General features: G+C 59.5%; 23 protein-coding genes. 12 read left to right on the top strand and 11 right to left on the bottom strand.

Annotated features, from left to right (window positions below; all coding sequences use genetic code 11):
• Positions 1–246: 246 nt before the first annotated feature.
• From groES to ACQZ45_RS06075, 4 genes are all read left to right on the top strand, one after another.
• Positions 247–543 carry a co-chaperone GroES gene (gene groES / locus ACQZ45_RS06060; protein ID WP_003494080.1) on the top strand — a complete coding sequence of 99 codons (297 nt, stop codon included), beginning with the start codon at positions 247–249 and terminating at the stop codon, positions 541–543.
• 74 nt (positions 544–617) lie between these two features.
• Positions 618–2252, top strand: a complete 1635-nt coding sequence (gene groL / locus ACQZ45_RS06065; RefSeq protein WP_004432205.1) for a chaperonin GroEL — start codon at positions 618–620, stop codon at positions 2250–2252.
• 739 nt (positions 2253–2991) lie between these two features.
• On the top strand, positions 2992–3426 hold the full coding sequence (locus tag ACQZ45_RS06070; RefSeq protein ID WP_025592588.1) for a hypothetical protein: 435 nt from the start codon (positions 2992–2994) through the stop codon (positions 3424–3426).
• Between the two features lie 262 nt (positions 3427–3688).
• Positions 3689–4135, top strand: a complete 447-nt coding sequence (locus ACQZ45_RS06075) for a DoxX family protein (RefSeq protein ID WP_004432207.1) — start codon at positions 3689–3691, stop codon at positions 4133–4135.
• Between the two features lie 63 nt (positions 4136–4198).
• Here ACQZ45_RS06075 and hisG read toward each other — a convergent pair whose 3' ends face one another.
• The 4 genes from hisG to hisS are packed head-to-tail and all read right to left on the bottom strand — an operon-like array spanning position 4199 to position 7928.
• A complete protein-coding gene (hisG, locus tag ACQZ45_RS06080; RefSeq protein WP_113291964.1) occupies positions 4199–4891 on the bottom strand; it encodes an ATP phosphoribosyltransferase in 693 nt (230 codons plus the stop codon).
• Positions 4888–6015 carry an ATP phosphoribosyltransferase regulatory subunit gene (locus tag ACQZ45_RS06085; protein WP_113291965.1) on the bottom strand — a complete coding sequence of 376 codons (1128 nt, stop codon included), beginning with the start codon at positions 6013–6015 and terminating at the stop codon, positions 4888–4890. Before ACQZ45_RS06085 ends, hisG begins: the two co-directional genes overlap by 4 nt.
• Positions 6016–6031: 16 nt before the next feature.
• Complete coding sequence (locus ACQZ45_RS06090; RefSeq protein WP_113292026.1) at positions 6032–6400, bottom strand: VOC family protein; 369 nt, start codon at positions 6398–6400, stop codon at positions 6032–6034.
• Positions 6401–6404: 4 nt separating this feature from the next.
• Positions 6405–7928 (bottom strand): histidine--tRNA ligase, encoded by a 1524-nt coding sequence (hisS, locus tag ACQZ45_RS06095; protein ID WP_038489960.1) that lies wholly within the window; start codon positions 7926–7928, stop codon positions 6405–6407.
• Positions 7929–8084: 156 nt separating this feature from the next.
• Here hisS and relB point away from each other — a divergent pair, with 156 nt between their 5' ends.
• Genes relB through ACQZ45_RS06110 form a run of 3 tightly spaced genes read left to right on the top strand, consistent with a single transcriptional unit; the run spans position 8085 to position 9342 of the window.
• Positions 8085–8318 (top strand): type II toxin-antitoxin system RelB family antitoxin, encoded by a 234-nt coding sequence (gene relB, locus ACQZ45_RS06100; RefSeq protein ID WP_004432214.1) that lies wholly within the window; start codon positions 8085–8087, stop codon positions 8316–8318.
• Positions 8302–8571, top strand: a complete 270-nt coding sequence (locus ACQZ45_RS06105) for a type II toxin-antitoxin system RelE family toxin (RefSeq protein ID WP_004432216.1) — start codon at positions 8302–8304, stop codon at positions 8569–8571. Before relB ends, ACQZ45_RS06105 begins: the two co-directional genes overlap by 17 nt.
• A 6-nt stretch (positions 8572–8577) precedes the next feature.
• Positions 8578–9342: a hypothetical protein gene (locus ACQZ45_RS06110; RefSeq protein ID WP_004432218.1), complete on the top strand. Its 765-nt coding sequence runs from the start codon at positions 8578–8580 to the stop codon at positions 9340–9342.
• Between the two features lie 51 nt (positions 9343–9393).
• On the opposite strand, the gene ACQZ45_RS06115 is transcribed toward ACQZ45_RS06110, so the two are convergent.
• Positions 9394–10311 carry a LysR substrate-binding domain-containing protein gene (locus ACQZ45_RS06115; RefSeq protein ID WP_004432220.1) on the bottom strand — a complete coding sequence of 306 codons (918 nt, stop codon included), beginning with the start codon at positions 10309–10311 and terminating at the stop codon, positions 9394–9396.
• Between the two features lie 82 nt (positions 10312–10393).
• Between ACQZ45_RS06115 and ACQZ45_RS06120 the strand changes: the two genes are divergently transcribed.
• Positions 10394–11437, top strand: a complete 1044-nt coding sequence (locus tag ACQZ45_RS06120; protein ID WP_113291966.1) for a YeiH family protein — start codon at positions 10394–10396, stop codon at positions 11435–11437.
• A 15-nt stretch (positions 11438–11452) separates the two neighbouring features.
• Here the strand turns inward: ACQZ45_RS06120 and ACQZ45_RS06125 are convergent, their stop codons facing one another.
• Together ACQZ45_RS06125 and ACQZ45_RS06130 are read right to left on the bottom strand one after the other, a co-directional pair.
• On the bottom strand, positions 11453–11896 hold the full coding sequence (locus tag ACQZ45_RS06125; RefSeq protein WP_113291967.1) for a hypothetical protein: 444 nt from the start codon (positions 11894–11896) through the stop codon (positions 11453–11455).
• On the bottom strand, positions 11893–12522 hold the full coding sequence (locus ACQZ45_RS06130; protein WP_019564246.1) for a DNA-3-methyladenine glycosylase I: 630 nt from the start codon (positions 12520–12522) through the stop codon (positions 11893–11895). Before ACQZ45_RS06130 ends, ACQZ45_RS06125 begins: the two co-directional genes overlap by 4 nt.
• 237 nt (positions 12523–12759) lie before the next feature.
• Here ACQZ45_RS06130 and ACQZ45_RS06135 point away from each other — a divergent pair, with 237 nt between their 5' ends.
• Both ACQZ45_RS06135 and ACQZ45_RS06140 read left to right on the top strand, forming a co-directional pair.
• Positions 12760–13533 carry a L,D-transpeptidase gene (locus ACQZ45_RS06135; RefSeq protein WP_113291968.1) on the top strand — a complete coding sequence of 258 codons (774 nt, stop codon included), beginning with the start codon at positions 12760–12762 and terminating at the stop codon, positions 13531–13533.
• 263 nt (positions 13534–13796) lie between these two features.
• A complete protein-coding gene (locus tag ACQZ45_RS06140) occupies positions 13797–14456 on the top strand; it encodes an outer membrane beta-barrel protein (RefSeq protein WP_013635541.1) in 660 nt (219 codons plus the stop codon).
• Between the two features lie 150 nt (positions 14457–14606).
• Here the strand turns inward: ACQZ45_RS06140 and glcF are convergent, their stop codons facing one another.
• The 3 genes from glcF to ACQZ45_RS06155 form a co-directional block, all read right to left on the bottom strand.
• Positions 14607–15908 (bottom strand): glycolate oxidase subunit GlcF, encoded by a 1302-nt coding sequence (gene glcF, locus ACQZ45_RS06145; RefSeq protein ID WP_004432239.1) that lies wholly within the window; start codon positions 15906–15908, stop codon positions 14607–14609.
• A 3-nt stretch (positions 15909–15911) separates the two neighbouring features.
• Complete coding sequence (gene glcE / locus ACQZ45_RS06150) at positions 15912–17114, bottom strand: glycolate oxidase subunit GlcE (protein WP_113291969.1); 1203 nt, start codon at positions 17112–17114, stop codon at positions 15912–15914.
• 91 nt (positions 17115–17205) lie between these two features.
• Positions 17206–18654 (bottom strand): FAD-linked oxidase C-terminal domain-containing protein, encoded by a 1449-nt coding sequence (locus ACQZ45_RS06155; protein ID WP_448742220.1) that lies wholly within the window; start codon positions 18652–18654, stop codon positions 17206–17208.
• 98 nt (positions 18655–18752) lie between these two features.
• Here ACQZ45_RS06155 and ACQZ45_RS06160 point away from each other — a divergent pair, with 98 nt between their 5' ends.
• A complete protein-coding gene (locus tag ACQZ45_RS06160) occupies positions 18753–19652 on the top strand; it encodes a LysR family transcriptional regulator (protein WP_004432244.1) in 900 nt (299 codons plus the stop codon).
• 9 nt (positions 19653–19661) lie between these two features.
• Here the strand turns inward: ACQZ45_RS06160 and ACQZ45_RS06165 are convergent, their stop codons facing one another.
• Positions 19662–20936, bottom strand: a complete 1275-nt coding sequence (locus ACQZ45_RS06165; protein WP_004432246.1) for a DUF3422 family protein — start codon at positions 20934–20936, stop codon at positions 19662–19664.
• A gap of 290 nt (positions 20937–21226) precedes the next feature.
• Between ACQZ45_RS06165 and ACQZ45_RS06170 the strand changes: the two genes are divergently transcribed.
• Complete coding sequence (locus tag ACQZ45_RS06170; protein ID WP_004432249.1) at positions 21227–22000, top strand: FadR/GntR family transcriptional regulator; 774 nt, start codon at positions 21227–21229, stop codon at positions 21998–22000.
• The last annotated feature ends 81 nt before the right edge of the window (positions 22001–22081 follow it).

Below are 22081 nucleotides of genomic sequence, written 5' to 3' on the forward strand. Positions count from 1 at the left end.
CCTCTACGCCGAAAACGAAGGCTGCCTGAAAAAGAGCGATTTGTCCTCGCCCGTCATAGCGTGGAAATTTTCTGTCATGGAACGCTGGTAACCATAGGCCGTGAAATTTTTCCGGCAGTGCGTTCTTGACTCCGGGGGGACGCCTCCTTATCTCGGCTTTGCTGGCACTCCAACAAGAGGAGTGCTAACACCCATCACGTGAACCTTCAAAAGGTTCCTGAAGTCATTTGATCGAGGGATTAGGCAATGACAAGCACCAATTTCCGCCCGCTTCATGATCGCGTCGTCGTTCGTCGCGTTGAGTCCGAAGCAAAGACCAAGGGCGGCATCATCATTCCCGATACCGCCAAGGAAAAGCCGCAGGAAGGCGAAATCGTCGCCGTCGGTTCCGGCGCTCGCGATGAGGCCGGCAAGGTCGTCGCTCTCGACGTCAAGGTTGGCGATCGCGTCCTGTTCGGCAAGTGGTCGGGCACCGAAGTCAAGCTCGACGGCGAAGACCTTCTGATCATGAAGGAAGCCGACATCATGGGTATCATCGGCTGATTTCGCCGCACCCATCGTTTCCTTAAATTTCAAGCCGGACCCCGTCCGGCCATTCGAAACCAGGAGTTTTGAAAATGGCAGCCAAAGAAGTCAAATTCGGCCGCACAGCGCGCGAAAAGATGCTCAAGGGCGTCGACATTCTCGCTGATGCAGTGAAGGTCACCCTCGGCCCGAAGGGTCGTAACGTCGTTATCGACAAGTCCTTCGGCGCACCGCGCATCACCAAGGACGGCGTTTCTGTCGCCAAGGAAATCGAACTCGAAGACAAGTTCGAGAACATGGGCGCACAGCTCGTTCGCGAAGTTGCCTCCAAGACCAACGACATCGCCGGTGACGGCACCACCACCGCAACGGTTCTGGCCCAGGCCATCGTTCGCGAAGGTGCAAAGGCAGTTGCTGCCGGCATGAACCCGATGGACCTCAAGCGCGGTATCGATCTGGCCGTTGCAGAAGTCGTCAAGGACCTTCAGGCTAAGGCCAAGAAGATCAACACTTCGGAAGAAGTTGCACAGGTCGGCACGATCTCTGCAAACGGCGAGCGTCAGATCGGTCTCGACATTGCTGAAGCAATGCAGCGCGTCGGCAACGAAGGCGTCATCACCGTTGAAGAAGCCAAGACCGCTGAAACCGAACTCGAAGTCGTCGAAGGCATGCAGTTCGACCGCGGCTACCTGTCGCCTTACTTCGTGACCAACCCGGAAAAGATGGTTGCGGACCTCGAAGACGCATACATCCTTCTGCACGAAAAGAAGCTCTCGAACCTCCAGGCCATGCTGCCTGTTCTCGAAGCTGTCGTTCAGACCGGCAAGCCGCTCGTCATCATCGCTGAAGACGTAGAAGGCGAAGCCCTTGCAACGCTCGTCGTCAACAAGCTGCGTGGCGGCCTCAAGATCGCTGCCGTCAAGGCTCCTGGCTTCGGCGACCGCCGCAAGGCCATGCTGGAAGACATCGCCATCCTGACCGGTGGTACCGTCATTTCCGAAGATCTCGGCATCAAGCTCGAAAGCGTTACCCTCGACATGCTCGGCAAGTCGAAGAAGGTTTCGATCTCCAAGGAAAACACCACGATCGTTGACGGTGCTGGCCAGAAGTCCGACATCGAAGGCCGTGTTGCCCAGATCAAGGCGCAGATCGAAGAAACCACTTCCGACTACGACCGCGAAAAGCTGCAGGAACGTCTTGCCAAGCTCGCTGGCGGCGTTGCCGTGATCCGCGTTGGCGGTTCGACGGAAGTTGAAGTGAAGGAAAAGAAGGACCGCATCGACGACGCTCTCAACGCGACGCGCGCTGCTGTTCAGGAAGGCATCGTACCGGGCGGCGGCGTTGCCCTGCTGCGTTCTTCCACGAAGATCACCGTCAAGGGTGAGAACGACGACCAGGAAGCCGGCATCAACATCGTCCGCAAGGCTCTGCAGTCTCTGGTTCGCCAGATTGCAGAAAACGCAGGTGACGAAGCTTCCATCGTTGTTGGCAAGATCCTCGACCGGAACGAAGACAACTACGGCTACAACGCCCAGACCGGCGAATATGGCGACCTGATCCAGCTCGGCATCGTCGACCCGGTCAAGGTTGTTCGCACGGCCCTGCAGAACGCAGCTTCGGTTGCTTCGCTGCTGATCACCACCGAAGCCATGATCGCCGAACTTCCTAAGAAGGAATCGGCAATGCCCCAGATGCCTGGCGGCGGCATGGGCGGCATGGACTTCTAATCAGTCCTGTCACTGGAATACGAAAGGGCGGTCTTCGGATCGCCCTTTTTTCGTTGGCGCCCATGCCTTTTGGTGATCTGGCGTCGCAAGCGCGCCAGACGGGCGGCATGGACTTCCAATCAGTCCTGCCATTTGAATACGAAAAGGCGGTCTTCGGATCGCCCTTTTTTCGCTGCCGCCCATGCCTTTTGGTGATCTGGCGTCGCAAGCGCGCCAGACGGGCGGCATGGACTTCCAATCAGTCCTGCCATTTGAATACGAAAGGGCGGTCTTCGGATCACCCTTTTTTCGTTGCCGCCCATGCCCCTTGGGACAGCTGGCGCGATATCTTCACTTGCCGGGATCGGGCTTAAAAAATATTGTCTCTTTTTGAAACAGCGATAACTTTAGTCGGCTTGTTTTTGGCAGCGCGTGCAATAATCGGGTGCCGATAGAGGCGAATCACAATTGCCGATGGGGCGGATTTTCGCCCTCTCCAGTTTATAAGCACGACATTTAGTTGTCTTTTTTTCATATATTTCGCGATTACGATGAAGGAATACATATTATTTTTGATTTTCTCTCTGACAGGTTGTTGTGGGTAGAAGAAAATAAACTATAAGTCAGCGCCCGTGAGGGTGCCGCGGCGGGATGCAAGCATTGGAGGGGTTCGATGCTTGGCAAGCACGCTCGAATGCGGATGGCGATGAAAAATCAACTTGGCAGCGACGCTTGAGATTGCAGCGCTGGTACGATGTTCATGCGGGGGCGCGATTTGTTCGAAATATCAAGACGCAACGATGCTCTGCCTGCGGCCGCGACAACCATGCCGGATACTCAGACCCTGTCGCATTTCTTTATTTCGGAGGAATGGAGCGGCGATCTTTCGAGCGGCGTCATCAAGCTTGGCGAACATGCATCTTTCATGCATGGGCTGCCGCAGGGTGAGTGCGGCCTGCTCAGCCTGATCCGGTGTTATGATCGGGGTCACCACGACCGCGTGCTCGAAATTTTCGAACAGGCTTCCGCCGCACCCTCACGCTTCTGCTTTTCCACCGGCCTGTTCACCCTGCCGGCAATGCGGCAGCCGCTTATTTGCATGGGCGAATCCTCGGGTTTCGAGATCGGCCAGCAAGGGCGCATTTCGGGGCTCTTCCTGTTTCCGCGTTTCGAGGATATGCGCTTCGCCGCCTAGCGTGTTTCCAGTAGAAACTGCGCAGCGGCTTTATGTCAGGAAAATTTTTTAAAACAAATAGATAGATCGAGTCGAATGGTCCCGTTCAAACGGGGATGCGCGCTCAATGTTATTAGACGACATTATTGGTCGTTCACAAAATGAAGACAATTTGTCTTCTATTGTTCATCTTTATAGATGCATGGTTTTCGGTCATTGATATCTCCAGACATCACCTTGCAGTTTAACCGGCGACACGCCGATCACTTACCGGAGATACTCCATGTCCAGCAGCCAGAACGCTCTCGTTCTCATCGCCCGCATTCTGCTTTCCTTCATCTTCATCTATTCCGGCTTCGGCAAACTCACTGATCCGGCTGGCACTGCCGGCATGATCTCGGGCGCCGGCATGCCTGCCGCAACCGCGCTTGCCTATCTTGCCGGCCTGTTCGAACTCGTTGCCGGTCTTGCCATTCTCGCCGGTTTCCAGACGAAGATCGCCGCATGGGCGCTTGCAGCGTTCTGCGTGTTCACCGGCCTCGTATTCCACAGCGGCACCGTTGCCGTTCCCGGCTGGCCTGAGCCTGCTCTCGGCTGGATCAACACGCTGAACGGCATCATGCTGATGAAGAACATCACCCTTGCCGGCGCCTATATCCTGCTCGCAACCTTCGGTGCAGGCGCCTACTCCGTCGACGCAAAGCGCGGCTTCGTTGCCGCCCGCGCCTGAACCCATAGGCTGACCAAGAAAAAAGCCGCCGGAGCGATCCGGCGGCTTTTTTCTTTTGTGCTTTCAGACAGCCGCTTTTATTCGCGCCGCGATCTCCTGAACCGCCGGATCACCTTCGTGCTCCGGCTTGCGGGCGCGCACGAAACAGGCTTCCGAGCGGACGATGATGCCGTCGGAGAGGATTTTCAGGTGGTTAGCTTTCAGCGTCGAGCCGGTGGAGGTGATATCAACGATGATATCCGCCTGCCCTGCCGCCGGCGCACCTTCGGTGGCGCCAAGGCTTTCGACAATACGGTAAAGCTGAATGCCATGCTGGCGCGAAAAGAACTGCTGCGTCAGCCGCCAGTATTTGGTTGCGATTGCCAAACGGCGACCATGACGGGCACGGAATTCCGAGGCCACATCGCCGAGATCGGCCATGCTGTCCACATCCAGCCAGATTTCCGGCACGGCGACAACGACATCGGCATGGCCGAAACCGAGGCGGGCGCAGAATTCCACCTGCGCATCGGCGTTGGTCAGCCCCTCTCGCACCAGGTCTTCACCCGTCACGCCGAAATCCACGCTGCCAGCACCAATTTCGCGGGCGATCTCGGAGGCTGAGAGATAGGCAATCTCGATATCGTCGCGCCCTACGATGCGGCCGCGATAGGACCGGTCGTTACCGACAGCTGCGACCTTCAGCCCGGCGCGTTCCAGAACGGCGGAGGCGTCTTCCTTCATCCGGCCCTTGGAGGGCAAGGCAATGGTGATCATGGCTTATCGCTCCCGCGCACCGTTTCGATGCGATCCAGCCAGAGGGAAAAGCCCACGGCCGGTATTTTTTCCTGCGCGCCTAGCAGCGTCAGCAGCCGGTCAAAACGGCCACCACCGGCCAAAACGCTATCGCTACCTTCTTCCATCACCTCGAAAACGAGGCCAGTATAATAATCGAGCGGACGGCCGAAGGCCGCGCCGTAGCTGACTGTTTCGAGATCGACCCCGGCATTCGCAAGGGCCGCGACACGCTTATCGAAAGCGGAAAGCGCACCGTCCAGTTTCAGCTTCGCCTTCGCGGCGAAATCGGCCAGAACTTGCGAGGCCTGCGGCAAGGGCGCCTGCAGGGCCAGAAACTGCTTGAGCAGTTCGAAACTCTCATCCGGCAGACGCGTGGCGGCAAGCGCCAGCTTTTCCCGCAGACGGCGAGCGATTTCCTGCGGCGAGCGGCTGGCATTGGTGGAATAGCCGGTTTCCTGCATTACCGTGTCGAGATAATCGACCAGCACCGCCTCTTCGCCCGTTGCCAGAAGTCCAGCGACCCGCGCGTCAAGGCCGGTCATGGGCTTGGGGTGCACGAGGCTTTCCAGCAGCGCGTCGAGCTGCGCCATATCGCCGAAAGCCTGCACCAGCCGTTTCTGCCAACCGAGCGGCAGGCCGAGCGCTGCAACGACCGCCTCGAACACCTGCTGGTCGCCCAGCGTGACGGCGAGCGAACGGCCAGGCAAAAGGCGTTTCAGAATGGCGGTTGCATCAATCACGGCGCGGGCATCGGCGGCGGCGATATCGGTATCGCCAAGATCCTCGATGCCGGCCTGATAAAACTCGTTCCCACCCTCCCGGCGCTGGCGGAAGACCTCACCCAGATAGGAGTAACGCTTCGGCGTACCCGTCGCTGTCTCGATATGGCGCAGGCAGACGGGAATAGTGAATTCGGGGCGCAGGCACAGGCTTTCGCCTGTCTCGCTCTCCGTCATGAAAATACGCCGACGCAAATCCTCGCCCGCCATATCCAGAAACGGTTCGGCAGGCTGGATCACAGGCGTGTTCACACGACTTGTGCGGCGCGCGGCGAATTCTTCCAGTAGCTCTCCGGAAAATTCCGGCATGTCGATCAGGGGCATGGAACGGTACTTTTCGTCACGGTTCGAGCGGCTGCATCATTTCGATGCGGTTTCCGAAGGGATCAAGGACATAAAACCGGTGATATCCTTCGAGCGGCTCATCCTCAACCACATGGTAGCCTGCAGTTTCAAGTGTTTTTCGCAAGATACTGAGATCGTCTACCAGAAAGGCAGGATGGGCTTTCCTGGCAGGTCTGAAATCCTGATCGACGCCGAGGTGGAGTTTTATCGGTCCAGATGAGAACCAACATGCGCCCCGCGCCGCCAGATTGGCGGGTTTTGCCTGCTCCGCAAAGCCGAGCAGGTCGCCATAAAAGGCGCGCGCCTCGTCTTCCCGGCCGACGGGCATCGCCAGTTGAAGGTGATCGAGCGCGAGGATCGCCATCGCCTCAGCGCCCTTCAGCGGCGCGGCGAACGTCCTCTGCATGATGCTCCAGAATCTCGCGAACCTTCGCCACCAGTTCGGCTTCTGGCGCGGTGATCTGTGCCACCCGCGCTTCGCGCCAGCTGGCATTGTCCTCGATCTCGCCGGAGAGGCGCTTGCCTTCGATCAGGTCCTTGATCTGCACGACGCCTTCGGCGCGCTCGTCACCGCCCTGGATGATGGCGATGGGGGAGCCGAGACGGTCGGCATATTTCAGCTGATTGCCGAATTTCTTCCAGTTGCCCTGGTACATTTCGGCGCGGATGCCCTCGGCACGCAGCGCCTGCGTGAAGCGCTGGTAACGGCCCATGCTGTCCACATCGCCATCCATGACGGTGATGAGAACCGGGGCGAGCGGCTTGACCTGACCGAGTTTGCCGAGGTTCTTCAAGGCCGTCATCAGACGGGAAACACCGATGGAGAAGCCTGTTGCCGGAACCGGCTGACCCATGAAGCGAGAGACGAGACCATCATAACGGCCGCCACCGCCGACCGAGCCGAATACGACCTTTTCGCCCTTTTCGTTGGTGACGTCGAAGGTCAGTTCGGCCTCATAGACAGGGCCGGTGTAATATTCGAGACCGCGCACGACGGAGGGATCGATCTTGATACGCGTCGCATCGTAACCGGCACCGGAAACCAGAGAGCCGATGATGTTCAGTTCATCGACGCCTTCCGCGCCTTTGGATGTGCCCGCAACCAGTTGTGCGAGATCATCGGCGCTTTCCGCATAATCCTTGATGCCGACGAAAAACAGAACCTTTTCGATCTGCTCTTCGCCGAGACCCGCACCCTTGGTGAAATCGCCGGACTCATCCTTGCGGCCGGGACCGAGCAGCAGCTTCACGCCATCAGGGCCGAACTTGTCGAGCTTGTCGATGGCGCGCAGCACGTTCAGGCGACGACCGGCATTTTCCTCGCCACCAAGGCCGATGGCCTCCATGACGCCGTCCAGCACCTTGCGGTTGTTGACGCGGATGACATAATCACCGCGCGCAATACCAAGCGCTTCCAGCGTATCGGCCATCATCATGCACATTTCGGCATCGGCCTGCACACCGGCAGCACCGACCGTATCGGCATCGAACTGCATGAACTGGCGGAAGCGGCCGGGGCCGGGCTTTTCATTGCGAAACACATAACCGGCGCGATAGGTACGGTAGGGCAGCTGGATTTCGTTGAAATTTTCCGCGACATGGCGGGCAAGCGGTGCAGTGAGATCGTAACGCAGGCTCATCCACTGGTCGTCGTCATCCTGCAGCGAAAATACGCCCTCGTTCGGACGGTCGCTATCAGGCAGGAATTTGCCGAGCGCATCGGTATATTCAAACAGCGGTGTTTCCACCGGATCGAAGCCGTAAAGCTCGTAGACCTTGCGGATCTTGTCGATCATTTCATTGGTGGCATGGATATCGGCAGCAGAACGGTCCACGAAGCCGCGCGGCAGGCGGGCTTTCAGTTTCTGAGGCTTTTTTGCTTTTTCGCTCATGATGCCGATCCGATATTTTCCTGAAATTATGCCGGTGTATTAGATGATGAAGCCCGGTGCGGCAAGCCGCAAAGCCTCTGGTTCTACTGGCCGCACGGGGCAAACAATGCTATATGGGATGCATGTATCCCATTTTAGTCGAAAAGGGCGCAAGCAATGAGCAAACAGACTGCCATCCGCCTGCCGGACGAGACCTATGAACGGCTGAAAGCGCTTTCCGAGCGCACGGGCCGTACGTCCGCTTACTATATCCGCGAGGCGATTGAGAAACATATTGAGGATATGGAAGATCTCTATCTAGCCGAAGAGGCGACGCGACAGCGCATTGCCAATAAAGAGCGCACCTATAATCTGGAAGAAGTGATGCGCGATCTTGACCTGGAAAATTGAATTTCAGCACCGAGCCGTCAAACAGCTTGGAAAGTTGGCAAAGCAGGACGCGAACCGCATCGTTTCTTTTCTGGCGGACCGGGTCGTCCAGGACGACAATCCCCGCCAGACAGGTGCCGCCCTGCAAGGCTCAGAACTCGGCAGCTTCTGGCGTTACCGGGTAGGCGATTACCGTATCATCTGCGATATACAGGACCACAAGCTTGTCGTGCTGGTGGTGGAAATTGGCCATCGCCGCGAAATTTACCGTTAGGCATCAATGATCCTCGAAGCCCTGCAATATGCCGCCACGCGTGCGGCCACGCCGAAACCATTCCGGCCGCATATCCGCTATTCCGTCAATCTATGGGCGCGCGCCAATCGCTGCGCAACAGCATGGGCGGAGCATGAAAACAACAGCCAGCAATTTGTGCTGCAATCGGTGAGAAAACTCAAACAGAGACGGACGGCGGTGGTTCTCGGGTCGGGTCTGCTGCGCGACGTGCCATACGATGCGCTGGTGGCGATGTTCGATACCGTGGTTCTGGTCGATCTGGTGCATCTTGCCAGCGTGCAGGCGAAACTGCGCTTCAATTCCAAAAAGAATGTGCGCATCGTCAACCGCGATCTTTCCGGTTTTGACGATATCGTTGCAGGTAAAGAACCGGAACCGCTCGAGTTCCTGCGGCGGGTGCCCTATCTGGATTTCGTCGTCTCGGCCAACCTCCTGTCACAGATCGGCACCGGCGCGCGGCATCGGCTGGAGCGGGAGAAGATTGCCGGCGCGCCTGATGACCTTTTGCCGAGGCTCATGCAGACGCATCTGGATGCGCTGGCCGCCCTTCCCTGCAAGGTGTGCCTGATAACGGACACATCCTTTGACGTTATCGGCAAAGACGGCAGCCTGCACCAGCACGAGGACTTGCTGCACGGCGTTGATCTGTCCGCGCCGGCCGCCGCATGGGAATGGCCACTCGTTCCGTTGGGAGAGGAAAGCAGGGACTATCGAATCGTTCATCACGTCGTTGCGCATGAGCTGACGTGATAGGCTCTGCCCGCTCACCGCGATCCCGATAATGCCGCGCGGCCTTTCGACCTACAAACCGGCAAGACCGGCCTTGTAGTCCTCCGAGGCGGCACGGCTGAGGCGTTCCAGTTCCATGGCGGCACGGCTGGTGTGACGTTCCTTGTGGCGCAACAGAGCAAAATTGCGGGCGGGCAGATCGATGCCGGCGCGGACCAACAATCCCTGGCGTAAGAACAGGGAAGCGACGGAAGCGGAAACCGCTGTCGCCGCGCCGCCGGAGCGTGCCGCCATCACCACGGCCTCGTTGGAGGGCAGTTCCAGCATCACGGAAAGATCTGCCGGGTCGACACCCATCTGCCGCACCGCCGCCTCGAAGGCGGAGCGGGTGCCGGAACCCTGTTCGCGCAACACCCAGGACGTTCCGTATAGAATATCGAGGGCGGTGAGATAACGGCCGTCGGCGAAGGGGTGGGCGGAGCCGGTGACGACCAGAAGCTTGTCGGATACCACGGGCTGCACCATCAGCGCCGGCTCGTCGATCTTGCCCTCGATGAAGCCGACCTCAGCCAGCCCATCGAGCACGGCCTGCGTTACCGTTTTCGTATTGCCGATATCGAGTTTCAGCGTAACACCCGGATAAAGCTTCTTGAATTGCATGAGGATCGGCGGCAGCCAGTAGCTGGCAATGGTCTGGCTGGCGCAGACAGTGATTTCGCCGCGCGTCAGACCGCCCATTTCGGAGAGAATCAGTTCGGCGCTGCGCACACGCGCCAGCGTCGCCCTGGCCTCACCCAGAAACACCCGGCCGCTTTCGGTCAATTCGATATTGCGGCCGACGCGATGAAACAGCTCGACATTGTAAAATGCCTCGAGGTTCTTGATAGCGGAACTGACAGCCGAGGCGGTCAAACCGATTGCCTGCGCGGCCCTTGTCAGGTGCTCGCGTTCGGCGACGGCGATGAAAATGCGGAGTTGTTCGAAGGTCATGGCTTTTTCATTCGATTTTACCGAATAATATATGCCATATTATTTGATAGAATAAAACAGGCCATTCCGGCATTGTCTGGCCATGGCACAGCATCGCACCCTCACTCATCCCTTCCAGTCTTCTTTTCGTTCGCTGACCCCGCTTCTGCCGGGCATTCTGCTTTGCGCGGCGGTCAGTTGCGCTGCCATTCTGGCGGAACGCTTTCAGGTGCGGCTTGCCGGACATGCATGGCTCGGCGATCTGGTGCTGGCTATTCTGATCGGTACGCTTTTGCGTTCGCTCGTGTCGCTGCCAGCGGTTGCTTCGGCCGGCATCAAGTTCAGTGCCAAGACCCTGCTCGAGATTGCGGTGGCGCTTCTTGGCGCATCCTTGAGCCTTGCCATTCTAAAAGGCGCCGGCGGTTTGCTGATCGGCGGCATCGCTGTCATCGTCGCCCTTTCGCTGATCTTCAGCTATGCCGCCGGGCGGATGCTAGGGCTGCCACCCAAACTCGCAACCCTTATCGCCTGCGGCAATTCCATCTGCGGCAATTCGGCCATTGCGGCGGCAGCGCCCGCCATTGGCGCCAAGCCAGAAGATGTCGCCGCCTCGATTGCTTTTACAGCCGTTCTCGGTGTCGCCGCCGTTCTGCTGATGCCGTTTCTGCCGCAGCTTCTCGGTCTTGATGCCACCCAATATGGCATCTTCGCGGGCCTGACGGTCTATGCCGTACCGCAGGTGCTAGCAGCCACCGCCCCGCTCGGCGCCGTTGCGGTGCAGACCGGGACAATCGTCAAGCTCATACGCGTCCTGATGCTGGGGCCGGTCATTGCTGCCCTCTCCGTCATCCACGGTCAGTCCGGCAAGGGCCGGCTGAAGTTGCAGCAGATGGTTCCGTGGTTCATCATCTGCTTCGTGCTGATGATCATGGCCCGTTCCTTCGGCCTCATTCCCGAGGTTCTGCTCGGCCCCCTCGCCTCGCTCTCCAACATCCTCACCATCATGTCGATGGCGGCACTTGGTCTGTCGGTCGACATTCGCAGCCTTCGCCATGCCGGGGGCAAGGTCATCCTCGCCGCCAGCCTCTCGCTCGTGCTGCTTGGAATCTTGAGCTTCGGCCTGATCGCGCTGACGCAAACGGCCTGAAGGTGCGGCGGGCCGTTATTTCTGAGTGCTGACCGTCAGGATATAATGCGCGCCGAGCCCGCGACGCGGTGATCCCAGGATAAGCGTCGGGCGGATCAGCCATTCGGTATCCGCCTTCGGCGTCAACGTGGCGATTTTACCTTCGGAGTCGCTGAAAAAGATCGCGTCCTGATCCGGCGTCGAAAAATCAAAGATCGCCATCAGGACGAATTCGCTGGAAGAGGTAAGCTCGACCTTCATCGTCTGCCCGGCCTTGACCTTCAGGCGGTAGACATCGCCACGGCCGCGCCGTGTCCAGCCATCTAGTTTCAACGGCCCGGTGGGCGGCAGGGCAACCTCCTTGAGCCTTTCGCCGTCGTCCAGCCAGATGCCGTCGACGTTGCGGCTTTCCGCAGAGGATGGATGCGGCACGGCCGCCACGGCCATGACAAAAGCCAGAAAAAGGGACTTTGCTTTCATGGACGTACAAACTCCCGCCGCATGGCCTCGATCGGCTCACGGCAATGACAGCCTTCGATATGATCGTTGACCATACCCATGGCCTGCATGAATGCATAGACGGTCGTCGGGCCGACGAAGGTCCAGCCGCGCTTTTTCAAATCCCTGGAAAGACGAATGGACGCGTCGCTGGTGGGGTTGGCCCTTAACGTCGCATAGTCCAGCCTTTGCGGCCTTTCTGCGGCGGAAGGCTCGAACCCCCAGAAATAATGGGCAAGCGAACCGAATTCGTCCCGGAGCGCTATGGCGCGACGGGCATTGTTGATGGTCGACACGATCTTGCCTCGATGGCGGATGATGCCCTTGTCCGCAACACAGCGCTCAATGTCGGCTTCACCGAACTCCGCAACTTTTTCGAATTCGAAATTGGCAAAGGCAAGACGGAAAGCCTCGCGCTTGCGCAACACCGTCAGCCAAGAGAGGCCGGACTGGAAGCCCTCGAGACATATCTTCTCGAACAGGCGGCGATCGTCGGTGACGGGATAACCCCATTCTCCGTCATGGTAGCGGCTGTAATCCTCAAGTCCCTGCTGCCAGAAACACCGCACGCGGCCATCCGCGCCCGTTTCAAGTCCCGCCTCGTTCATACCGCAACCACCCTTTTTCGCTCCCGCCCGTGACCGGCGTGATGCGCGCACTTACCACTCATTCACCACGTTTCAAAACGGGTCGCTAACCTTAAATCCAGCTTTTTCTAATCAAGCGCTTTTTAATGAACAGCCATTTACGATTCGCTGGCGTCAAGGTGCGAACGTAGCCGGCAAGGCGGGCGAATGATCCCGCAATTGCTATTGTTGCGACATACCGCAGAGAGAGTCCACCCGATGACGATGAAGTCCGTTTTTCTGGCGCTGAGCCTCGTTTCCACCTTCGCCGCCCCGGCCGCCGCAGCAGGTGAGCGTTACCGGGAACGCCCGCCTGTCGTTGTCAGTCCAGACCTTTCCGCCCCCTGGGTAACGCAGCTTGGTGGCGGCAATGTGCGGCCCGTGGTTTACCCGCGCGCGCCAGCAGCCCGCCAGCCTTTCTTCCAGCAGCGCCAGGCCGCCATGCCACAGCGCCCAAGCTCCGGCGTCACCTCGCAGCGCCCGGCCCGGGTACAGAACGCCGCCGTTCGCCCGAATGCGCCGGTGCGCACGCAGCTCGCCCCGCAATTCCTGCCCCAGATCGTGAGCTACCAGACCACTCAGAAGCCCGGCACCATCGTCATCGATACGCCGAACCGCTTCCTCTATCTCGTCATGGCGGATGGCAAGGCCCGTCGTTACGGGGTCGGCGTCGGCAAGCCCGGTTTCGAATGGGCCGGAACGCACAAGGTAACCCGCAAGGCGGAATGGCCGAGCTGGACGCCCCCGAAAGAAATGATCAGCCGCGAAGCGACGAAGGGACACTACCTTCCGGCTTTCATGGAAGGCGGCCCTGCCAATCCGATGGGCGCGCGCGCCATGTATCTCGGCTCCACGCTTTACCGCATCCACGGTACCAACCAGCCCTGGACGATCGGCAGCAACAATTCCTCAGGCTGCATCCGCATGCGCAACGAGGATGTCACCGATCTTTACGAGCGTGTGAACGTCGGAACAACAGTCATTGTGATATGACGGCAACGGTGCCGCTAATACGCGGACTTACAGCCCACACCACGGCAGATCGCGCTTGAATTGATGCCCCGCAGCGGTACAATCGCTACTAGATTGATTGAAGGAGACTTGGCGGGGGACGCCAGGCGCCGGACCTCTCTCAGGGGGATGATGGAACGGCCTTGAAACGGGTGGTCAACTGACCGCCCGTTTTTCGTTTCTGTCATTTAAATGTTACTAAAAAGCGGTTTGGTGTGTCCTCAACACCAAACTGGATTCTCCCCATGCTGCGCCACGTTTCCATTCTTTGCGCCCTGCTGCTCAGCGGCGTTTCCTTCTCTTCCGCAATCGCGGGGGAATTTGAATTTTCCGGTTACGGCGGCTGGCAAAGCGCCCCGCACAGCGATGTCACGGTTTCGGACGGAACGGACTTTCGGGCGGGGTGGGAAGGCAAGTCATTTTCGAGCCCTGCCTATTGGGGGGTGCGCGGCACCTACTGGTTCGAGGAAGGCCAGCTCAACAATCTCGGCATCTCGCTCGATTACACCCATGACAAGGTCTATGCCGACGACCAGACGCTGGCGCGTTCCGGCTGGTCGCATTTCGAGTTCACCGACGGCCTGAACCTTTTGACGCTGAACGCGCTATATCGTTTCCCGCTGGAGACCTGGCGCCTGACGCCTTACGTGGGCGCGGGCGTTGGCATCAACGTGCCGCATGTGGAGGTTACCCGGGCTTCCGGCAAAACCTTCGAATACCAGTTCGGTGGCGCAACCCTGCAGGCGCAGGCCGGCCTTAGCTACCGCATAACCGACAACTGGTCGACCTTCGTGGAATATAAAGGCACCTACTCCTTTATCGACGTGGATATCGACAATGGCGGCAAGCTGAAAACCGATATCATGACCAATGCGGTGAACTTCGGCGTGGCCTACAAGTTCTAAAGCTGGGATGGAAATAGAGGGCGCTTTCCGACAGGGTGCCAAGCTACCCTCAAACCTCAATCCTGTGCTTGTCACAGGATGATCAGAGCGAACGACGCACCGGCCCGAACCTTGTGTTGGGTCCCATGGCCCTTACAAGCGAACGGCGCTCTAAGCCAAAAGCCTCGCGGGTTTCGGTCCGCCATAAGCCCAGTCCAGCAGCTCGACCGTGTGTAGGATCGGCATTTCCGTGCCAGTCGCGATCTGCGTGATGCAGCCGATATTGCCGGTGGCAATGACATCCGCGCGTGTGGCCTCGATGTTCCTCACCTTGCGCGCCTTCAGCTTTCCTGAGATCTCCGGCTGCATGATGTTGTAGGTTCCGGCCGACCCGCAGCAGAGGTGCCCTTCCGCCGGATCGCGGACGGTAAAACCAGCCGCTTTCAGCAATTGCTTCGGTGCCATGGTGATCTTCTGGCCATGCTGCATGGAGCAGGCCGAATGATAGGCAACCGTCAGGCCCTGGCTTTCCTTCTGTGGCAGGTCGAGCGTGGCAAGATATTCGGTGATGTCCTTCGCGAGTGCCGATACCCGTGCGGCTTTGTCCGCATAGGCCGGATCAAGCCGCAGCATATGGCCGTAGTCCTTGATGGTCGTGCCGCAGCCGGATGCGGTGATGATGACGGCATCGAGGCCGCCATTTTCCATTTCACGCATCCATACATCGACATTGCGGCGGGCGGCGGCGAGCGCCTCAGCCTCGCGCCCCATATGATGCACCAGCGATCCGCAGCAGCCTTCTCCCTTCGGCACGACAACCTCCACGCCAAGCCGCGCCAGAAGACGCAGCGTCGCCTCGTTGATACCAGGGTCAAGCACCGGCTGGGCGCAGCCGGTAAGAATGGCGACACGTCCACGCTTTTCGCCTTCGGCTGACCGTTCACCCGGACGGGCAGAAGCTGAAACGGCGGGCACGGAAGCCGGGGCGAGAGCGAGCATGGATTGCAGCGGTTTCAGCGCGGGAAACTTCGCGAGCACACCGGCGAAGGGTCGCGTGATCCGTGCCAGATGCAAGGCCAGCCGGAAGCGACCGGGATAAGGCAGAACCGCAGCCAGAAGATTGCGGGTCAGGCGGTCCATGAAGGGACGTTTATAGGTTTGTTCGATATGGGCGCGGGCGTGATCGACCAGATGCATGTAATCGACGCCGGACGGACAGGTGGTGGTGCAGGCAAGGCAGGACAGGCAGCGGTCGATATGGGTGACGACTTCGCGGTCTGCCGGGCGGCTATTTTCCAGCATGTCCTTGATGAGGTAGATGCGGCCGCGCGGACTGTCCAGCTCATTGCCAAGCGTGACATAGGTGGGACAGGTGGCGGTGCAGAAGCCGCAATGCACACATTTGCGCAGGATTTTTTCGGATTCCGCCACATGCGGATCAGCCAGCTGCTCGGGCGTGAAGGATGTTTGCATGGTTCAGACGGCCCTTCCCATCTTGCCAGGATTGAAGATGCCCGCCGGATCGAGCTTTTCCCTGATGCGCGCAGACAATATGGCCTCCGCCGCCGGGCGCGGTTCGAATGCCGGCACGGTGGCGCGCACCGCGTCGGTCGCCCGCATCAAGGTGGCGTGCCCGCCGCCGAGCGCGCGGATGGCACCGCGCAGCAATTCCGCTTCCGGGTCCGCCTCCATCTGCATCCAGATGAGACCACCCTGCCAGTCGTAAAAGGCATCGATGCCCGCTTCCATGCGCAAGGCAGCAACCAGCCTGTGGCCTTCGCTCGGCGCGACCGAGACTTTCCAGAGCGGTTTGGCATCTTGCCCGGCATAGGGCGCGACATTCCGCACCTGCCGCCATAAAACAGCACTCTCCTCGCCTTCCAGCAGCGCCCATGGGCCAACCCGATCCATGACGGAAAGGAGTTTCGCCGCGCGCGCCTCGACGGAAGCCCCGAGCCCTTCCAGCCGCAGGATTGTCGCCGGACCTTCCGGCAGCGCACCTGCAATGAAATGGGAGCGAACGCTTTCCGGCAGATGAGCCGCACCGGAAACCTCGACGCTCATCGCCATCGCTGCCGCCATGATCCGCGTCGCGGCCTCGTCGTCCAGACCGGAGACAACCACGGTTTTTTCCGCGGGCGGTTTCGGCAACACGCGGAAGGTTACTTCCGTGAGAAAACCGAGCGTGCCGTGTGAACCCGCCAGAAGCTTCGAAAGATCTAGCCCGGTGACATTCTTCATCACCCGGCCACCCGCCTTGATGACTTCCGCCTTTCCATTGACGAAACGGATGCCGAGCAGGCTGTCACGCGCCGCACCAGCCACATAACGGCGCGGGCCGGAAACATTGGCAGCAAAGACGCCGCCGATGGTCGGCTCGCCTGTGGTTCCCATGATCGGGCGGTGGTCCATCGGCTCGAAGGCCATCATCTGCCGGTTTTCGGCAAGGGCGGCCTCGACGGTGGCGAGCGGCGTGCCTGCTTTGACCGTCATGACCATTTCGGCAGGGTTGTAGGCGATGATGCCAGACATTGCGCGGGAGGAAAGCGTTTCATCTGCCTCGACAGCATTGCCGAAACCAGAGCGGGTGTTGCCGCCGATGATTTTCAGCGGGGTTTTTCGGGTCGTGTGGTCGCGGATGATGTCGGCGACCTGGGTTTCTGCATAAGGGGTCAGCATGGGGTGCGCTCCGAGCAAGAGATACCCTCCTCTGCCCTGCCGGGCACGGAGGGGTGAGCCGCACCCACCAAGGCTACAAAGCTAAAGTACATCATCCCCTCCCCTCCAGCGGGAACACCTTGGAAGGGTTCATCAACCAACCCTCGTCAAAAGCAGCGCGAACCGCCATCTGCTGGGCAAGATCAGCCTCGGCATATTGGTGCCGCATCAGGTCGCGTTTTTCGATGCCGACACCGTGTTCGCCGGTGAGGCAACCGCCCGCATCGACGCAGAGCTTCAGGATTTCATTGCCCGCCTCTTCGGCCCGGGCGGCGTCTTGCGGATCGTTGGCGTTGAACAGGATCAGCGGATGCATGTTGCCATCGCCCGCATGAAAGACATTAGCGACGCGAAGGCCGAGGCGGTCGGTGATTTCGCTTGTTTTTTTCAGCACATAGGAAAGCTGGGAAAGCGGCACCGTGCCATCCATGCAGATATAGTCCGCGATGCGGCCCGTTGCGCCGAAAGCGGATTTCCGGCCCTTCCAGATCGCCGCGGCCTCCATGGCCGACTGGCATTCCCTGACCGTCTTCACGCCGTGTTTTTTCGCAATGGCGACAATATCGGCCAGCATGGCGTCCATTTCCGCCTCCGAGCCTTCGACCTCGACGATCAGCAGCGCGCCGACATCCAGCGGATATCCGGCCTTGGCGAAGGCCTCGCAAATCTCGATTGCCGGCTTGTCCATGAATTCGATGGCGACAGGAATGATGCCCGCGCCGATGATATCGGCCACGCAGGAGCCAGCTTCTTCGGAGGTTTCGAAACCAAACAGCACCGGGCGCGCGCCCTCCGGCTTGGCAATCAGCCGCACCGTCGCCTCGGTGACGATGCCGAGCTGGCCTTCCGAACCACAAACGAGGGCGAGAAGATCGTAACCGGCGGCGTCAAGATGCTGGCCGCCCAGCTCCATCACCGTGCCATCGACAAGCACCATTTTTACGCCGAGCAGATTATTGGTGGTGACACCGTATTTCAGGCAGTGAGCGCCGCCGGAATTCATGCCGACATTGCCGCCGATGGTGCAGGCAAGCTGGGAGCTTGGGTCCGGCGCATAAAAGAAGCCTTCCGCACCGGCCGCATCGGAAATGGAGAGATTGGTGACGCCCGCCTGTACCCTTGCCGTGCGATTGTAAAAATCGAGTTCGAGGATCGCGGACATCTTCGAAAGGCCGATCACCACCGCATCTTCCTGCGGAATGGCGCCGCCGGAAAGCGAGGTGCCCGCGCCGCGCGGCACGACAGGAATGCCGTAACGGTGACAATATTTCAGCACCGCTGCGACCTCTTCGGTGGTCTTCGGCAAGGCGACGGCCAGCGGCAGGCGGCGGTAGGAGACGAAAGCGTCGGTCTCGAAAGGCACGAGCTCACGCGGCTCGTGCACGAGACAGTCCTCGGCCAGGATATCCTTCAGATCGGATATGATGCGGTCACGGCTCGATAAAACCGCCGCACGCGGCTCCAGAAACTTGATCGGCTGCGTCACCGCCCCCTCCTCCATGCACGTCTTGCCAAGTGGTATTGTTTCTTTACCACTTTGAAGGAGCGCAATCAAATGCTAAGGATTTTTTCCGTTCTGGAAATAATCGGGAGGCAACTGTGACAAATCTGGGCGATCTGGAGGTCTTCGCAACCGTTGCCGCCTCCGGCAGCATGTCGCTTGCCGCCAAGGAGCTTGGTTATTCGCCCGCTGTTATTTCCAAGCGTATCAAGCGGCTGGAAGAAAAGCTCGGCGCACGGCTGTTCCAGCGCACGACAAGGCAGATCTCACTGACCGAAGCGGGCCAGGGCTTTTACGAACGGGTACTTGCCGTGCTGGAAGGGCTGGAGGATGCCGAGGATTTCGTGTCTGGGCGCGCCAACACCGTCAACGGCACGCTGAAAATCTCAGCTCCCACCTCCTTCGGTCGCATGCATATTGCGCCGCATCTGAAGACGTTCATGGAGCGCCACCCGGACCTGTCGGTCAATCTGGTGCTCAGCGACGAATTCATCGATATCATCGAAGGCGGTTACGATCTGGCGATCCGCATCGCCGATCTCAATTCCTCCAGCCTCGTCGCCCGCCGGCTGGCGCCGGTGCGCCGCGTGCTATGCGCCTCGGCGGAATATGTCACTGCCCACGGCATGCCGGCTACGATCGAGGACCTTAAGAAGCACCGCTGCCTGCCGGCCCACAACAACGATATCTGGCGACTGGAAGGACCGGGCGGGGCGCTCAGCATCCGCCCGGAAGGCATGCTGGTCACCAATTCCAGCGAAGTGATCCGCGAGGCGGTGATATCGGGACTGGGAATTGCGTTGCGCTCCACCTGGGATATCGGCCACGAATTGCGCGCCGGCCGGCTGGTGCAGGTTCTACCCAGCTATGAGGGATCGCGAAACGTCACGCTGTCGGCGGTCTATCCAAGCCGCCAGTTCCTGCCCGCGAAGGTGCGGCTGTTCATCGACTATCTCGCCGGACTTTACGGCCCCTCACCCTATTGGGAGCATGATTGACGCCGGTATTCAGTGCCCGCCCTCGACATGTGAGCGGCGAATGCGGCGCACCACCCACCAGACGCCGAGCACGGCAAAGGGAACGGAAAGACCGGTGACCACGGCGGGATCAACCGGCAGCACGTCGTGGCTGATCGCCTTGGTGAGATAACCGATCAATCCGACGACGTAATAGGAGATGGCGGCGACGGACAGGCCTTCCACCGTCTGCTGCAGGCGAAGCTGCATGGCGGCGCGCTTGTTCATGGTGTTCAGGAGCACCGTGTTCTGCCGTTCCAGTTCCACGTCGATCCAGCTTCTGACGAGTGCCGTGGCGCGATAGAGCTTGCGCGACAGGTTGGCCTGCCGCTCCTCGACCGACTGGCAGGTGCGCATGGCGGGCGCCAGACGCCTTTCCAGAAAGCTGCCCATGGTCTCGTGCCCCTGAACCGGCGTTTCCGCAAGCGCGCGAATACGTTCACGCACGATGCCGTCATAGGCGCGGCTGGCGCCAAAACGATAGAGGCTGAGCGCGGCATTGGCTTCCAGTTCCGCCGCAAGCCGGGTCATCTCCGCCAGCAGCGCATCGGCCTCGTCGCGCGCGCCGTTTTTCATGCGCTGGGTGATTCCCGTCAGGCCATCTTCGATGCGACGGATTTCAGGCGACAGCGTCTGCGCCATCGGCAGTCCGAGCATGGCGAGCGTGCGATAGGTCTCGATATCCAGCAGCCGCTGCACCAGCGCACCGCGGCTGTAATCGCTCAAGCCACGGTCGATCACCAATATCTGCGTCAACCCGTCGCGATCCTGACGGAAATCGGTGAGGATCGCCGCCTGCCCGTCGCGCACGTCGCTGTAACAGAGGCTCGTCGGCTCGAACATGGTCTCCGCATTGGGGGCCGTTGCGCCCTCTAGACGGATTTCCAGCCGTATGCCTGATATCAGGGAGCCGGGTGGTGAAAAACCGTCGCCGAACGGATCGCCGACAATATCGCCGCCGAATTTTTCCGGCGCGGGGCCATCCCAGAACCATGTCGAGAATTCGGTATGCCGCTCCCAGCGCAGCGTGCCCTGCCCCCAGGGCATGGCATGGTGGCGGGCATCGCGTTCCGGCGGCGCGACACCCCGGCTACGCGACATTTCCGCAATGACCGAGTGATGCACGGCAGAACCGCCATCCATCATGAAGGCAAGCTGGACGATGATGCGCGACGGCGCGAGAAGCACGGTCGGCCGCGCATGAACCTCGCCGAGAGCCAGCGATCTTTCCGGCGCGCTTGCGAAAGCAAATCTACCCTTGGCCATTGCGATATCGTCCCCGCCTGTTTCGCCGGTTTTCTAGAACATCCATCGCGATGACGACACCGCAATCGAAGCAGATGTAATTGTTTTGATGCACCTGACGGAGAAAAGCCGCCATCACCACCCTGTGCGGGTGCTTTAACAAAAGCCAGTTTAAAAAGGCAGGTGCCGTGTTGCCGCAGGCATCGCGCAGAGCTTACGGCAGAACTGGACAGAATATTTGACCAGTGCGATGCTTCGCTGATAATTTGCCCCATCGAATACGGGGCGGGACTTCGCCGGAGAATGTTGCGATGGACGAAACACTGTTCGCCCGAATAGAGCACAGCCGCACATCGCAGGAGGTGATCTTACGTTTCGAGGAGCTCATCCTCGACGGCATATTGCGGGATGGCGACCGGCTGCCCGGCGAGCGTGAACTGGCGCAGAAGCTCGATGTCTCGCGGCCAATCCTGCGGGAAGCGCTGAAGGAACTCGAAACGCGCGGCCTTCTCACCAGCCGGCACGGCGGTGGGACTTACGTGGCGGATATTGTCGGTCCGGTCTTTTCCGATCCCTTGAGCGCGCTGATCACACGCCACAGCCGCGCAACGCGGGATTTTCTGGAGTATCGCCGATATATCGAAGGTATGACCGCCGAACTTGCGGCACAGCGGGCGACTGAACCGGACAGGCGCAACCTTGCGGCTATCGTCGAAAAAATGCGGGAGGCGCATGAGGCTGGTCGCTTCGAAGAAGAACTTGCAAGCGATGTGGAATTTCACAACGCCATCGGCGAGGCGGCACATAATATCGTGCTGATGCACACATTGCGGTCCTGCTACCGGCTCCTGAGCGACGACATCTTCTATAACCGCCATCTCATATTCAGTGTCGCAGGTGCGCATGACGAGGTGCTGAGACAGCATATCGCCATCCACGAGGCCATTGCGGGCGGTAATGCGGCAGGGGCAAGGGCTGCGGCGGAAACCCATATCGATTTCATCGTGGACACCACATCAAAGGCGCATCAGGCAAGGGAATGGGACCGGATTTCACGCCTGCGACAACAGCAGCGCAACGCCTGAAAACAGCTTCAGACGAAATGCGGCATCGCTTTTCTTCAGATTTTATGGAACCTTTTGTCCTCTTTGGTCTTTTTCTGGGGT

The organism is Agrobacterium sp. 16-2014-1-2a, from assembly GCF_053522705.1.

Bases quoted from the DNA above. Each gene is read 5' to 3' on its own strand.
- hisS (WP_038489960.1), bottom strand. From the start codon at position 7,928: ATGAGCGAAAAAGCAAAAAAGCCTCAGAAACTGAAAGCCCGCCTGCCG.
- glcF (WP_004432239.1), bottom strand. From the start codon at position 15,908: ATGCAAACATCCTTCACGCCCGAGCAGCTGGCTGATCCGCATGTGGCG.
- ACQZ45_RS06090 (WP_113292026.1), bottom strand. From the start codon at position 6,400: ATGGCGATCCTCGCGCTCGATCACCTTCAACTGGCGATGCCCGTCGGC.
- ACQZ45_RS06120 (WP_113291966.1), top strand. From the start codon at position 10,394: ATGGCACAGCATCGCACCCTCACTCATCCCTTCCAGTCTTCTTTTCGT.
- ACQZ45_RS06170 (WP_004432249.1), top strand. From the start codon at position 21,227: ATGGACGAAACACTGTTCGCCCGAATAGAGCACAGCCGCACATCGCAG.
- groL (WP_004432205.1), top strand. From the start codon at position 618: ATGGCAGCCAAAGAAGTCAAATTCGGCCGCACAGCGCGCGAAAAGATG.
- ACQZ45_RS06135 (WP_113291968.1), top strand. From the start codon at position 12,760: ATGACGATGAAGTCCGTTTTTCTGGCGCTGAGCCTCGTTTCCACCTTC.
- ACQZ45_RS06075 (WP_004432207.1), top strand. From the start codon at position 3,689: ATGTCCAGCAGCCAGAACGCTCTCGTTCTCATCGCCCGCATTCTGCTT.
- ACQZ45_RS06125 (WP_113291967.1), bottom strand. From the start codon at position 11,896: ATGAAAGCAAAGTCCCTTTTTCTGGCTTTTGTCATGGCCGTGGCGGCC.
- glcE (WP_113291969.1), bottom strand. From the start codon at position 17,114: ATGCTGACCCCTTATGCAGAAACCCAGGTCGCCGACATCATCCGCGAC.
- ACQZ45_RS06115 (WP_004432220.1), bottom strand. From the start codon at position 10,311: ATGACCTTCGAACAACTCCGCATTTTCATCGCCGTCGCCGAACGCGAG.
- ACQZ45_RS06140 (WP_013635541.1), top strand. From the start codon at position 13,797: ATGCTGCGCCACGTTTCCATTCTTTGCGCCCTGCTGCTCAGCGGCGTT.
- ACQZ45_RS06130 (WP_019564246.1), bottom strand. From the start codon at position 12,522: ATGAACGAGGCGGGACTTGAAACGGGCGCGGATGGCCGCGTGCGGTGT.
- hisG (WP_113291964.1), bottom strand. From the start codon at position 4,891: ATGATCACCATTGCCTTGCCCTCCAAGGGCCGGATGAAGGAAGACGCC.
- ACQZ45_RS06070 (WP_025592588.1), top strand. From the start codon at position 2,992: ATGCGGGGGCGCGATTTGTTCGAAATATCAAGACGCAACGATGCTCTG.
- groES (WP_003494080.1), top strand. From the start codon at position 247: ATGACAAGCACCAATTTCCGCCCGCTTCATGATCGCGTCGTCGTTCGT.
- ACQZ45_RS06165 (WP_004432246.1), bottom strand. From the start codon at position 20,936: ATGGCCAAGGGTAGATTTGCTTTCGCAAGCGCGCCGGAAAGATCGCTG.
- relB (WP_004432214.1), top strand. From the start codon at position 8,085: ATGAGCAAACAGACTGCCATCCGCCTGCCGGACGAGACCTATGAACGG.
- ACQZ45_RS06085 (WP_113291965.1), bottom strand. From the start codon at position 6,015: ATGCCCCTGATCGACATGCCGGAATTTTCCGGAGAGCTACTGGAAGAA.
- ACQZ45_RS06155 (WP_448742220.1), bottom strand. From the start codon at position 18,654: ATGGAGGAGGGGGCGGTGACGCAGCCGATCAAGTTTCTGGAGCCGCGT.
- ACQZ45_RS06110 (WP_004432218.1), top strand. From the start codon at position 8,578: ATGATCCTCGAAGCCCTGCAATATGCCGCCACGCGTGCGGCCACGCCG.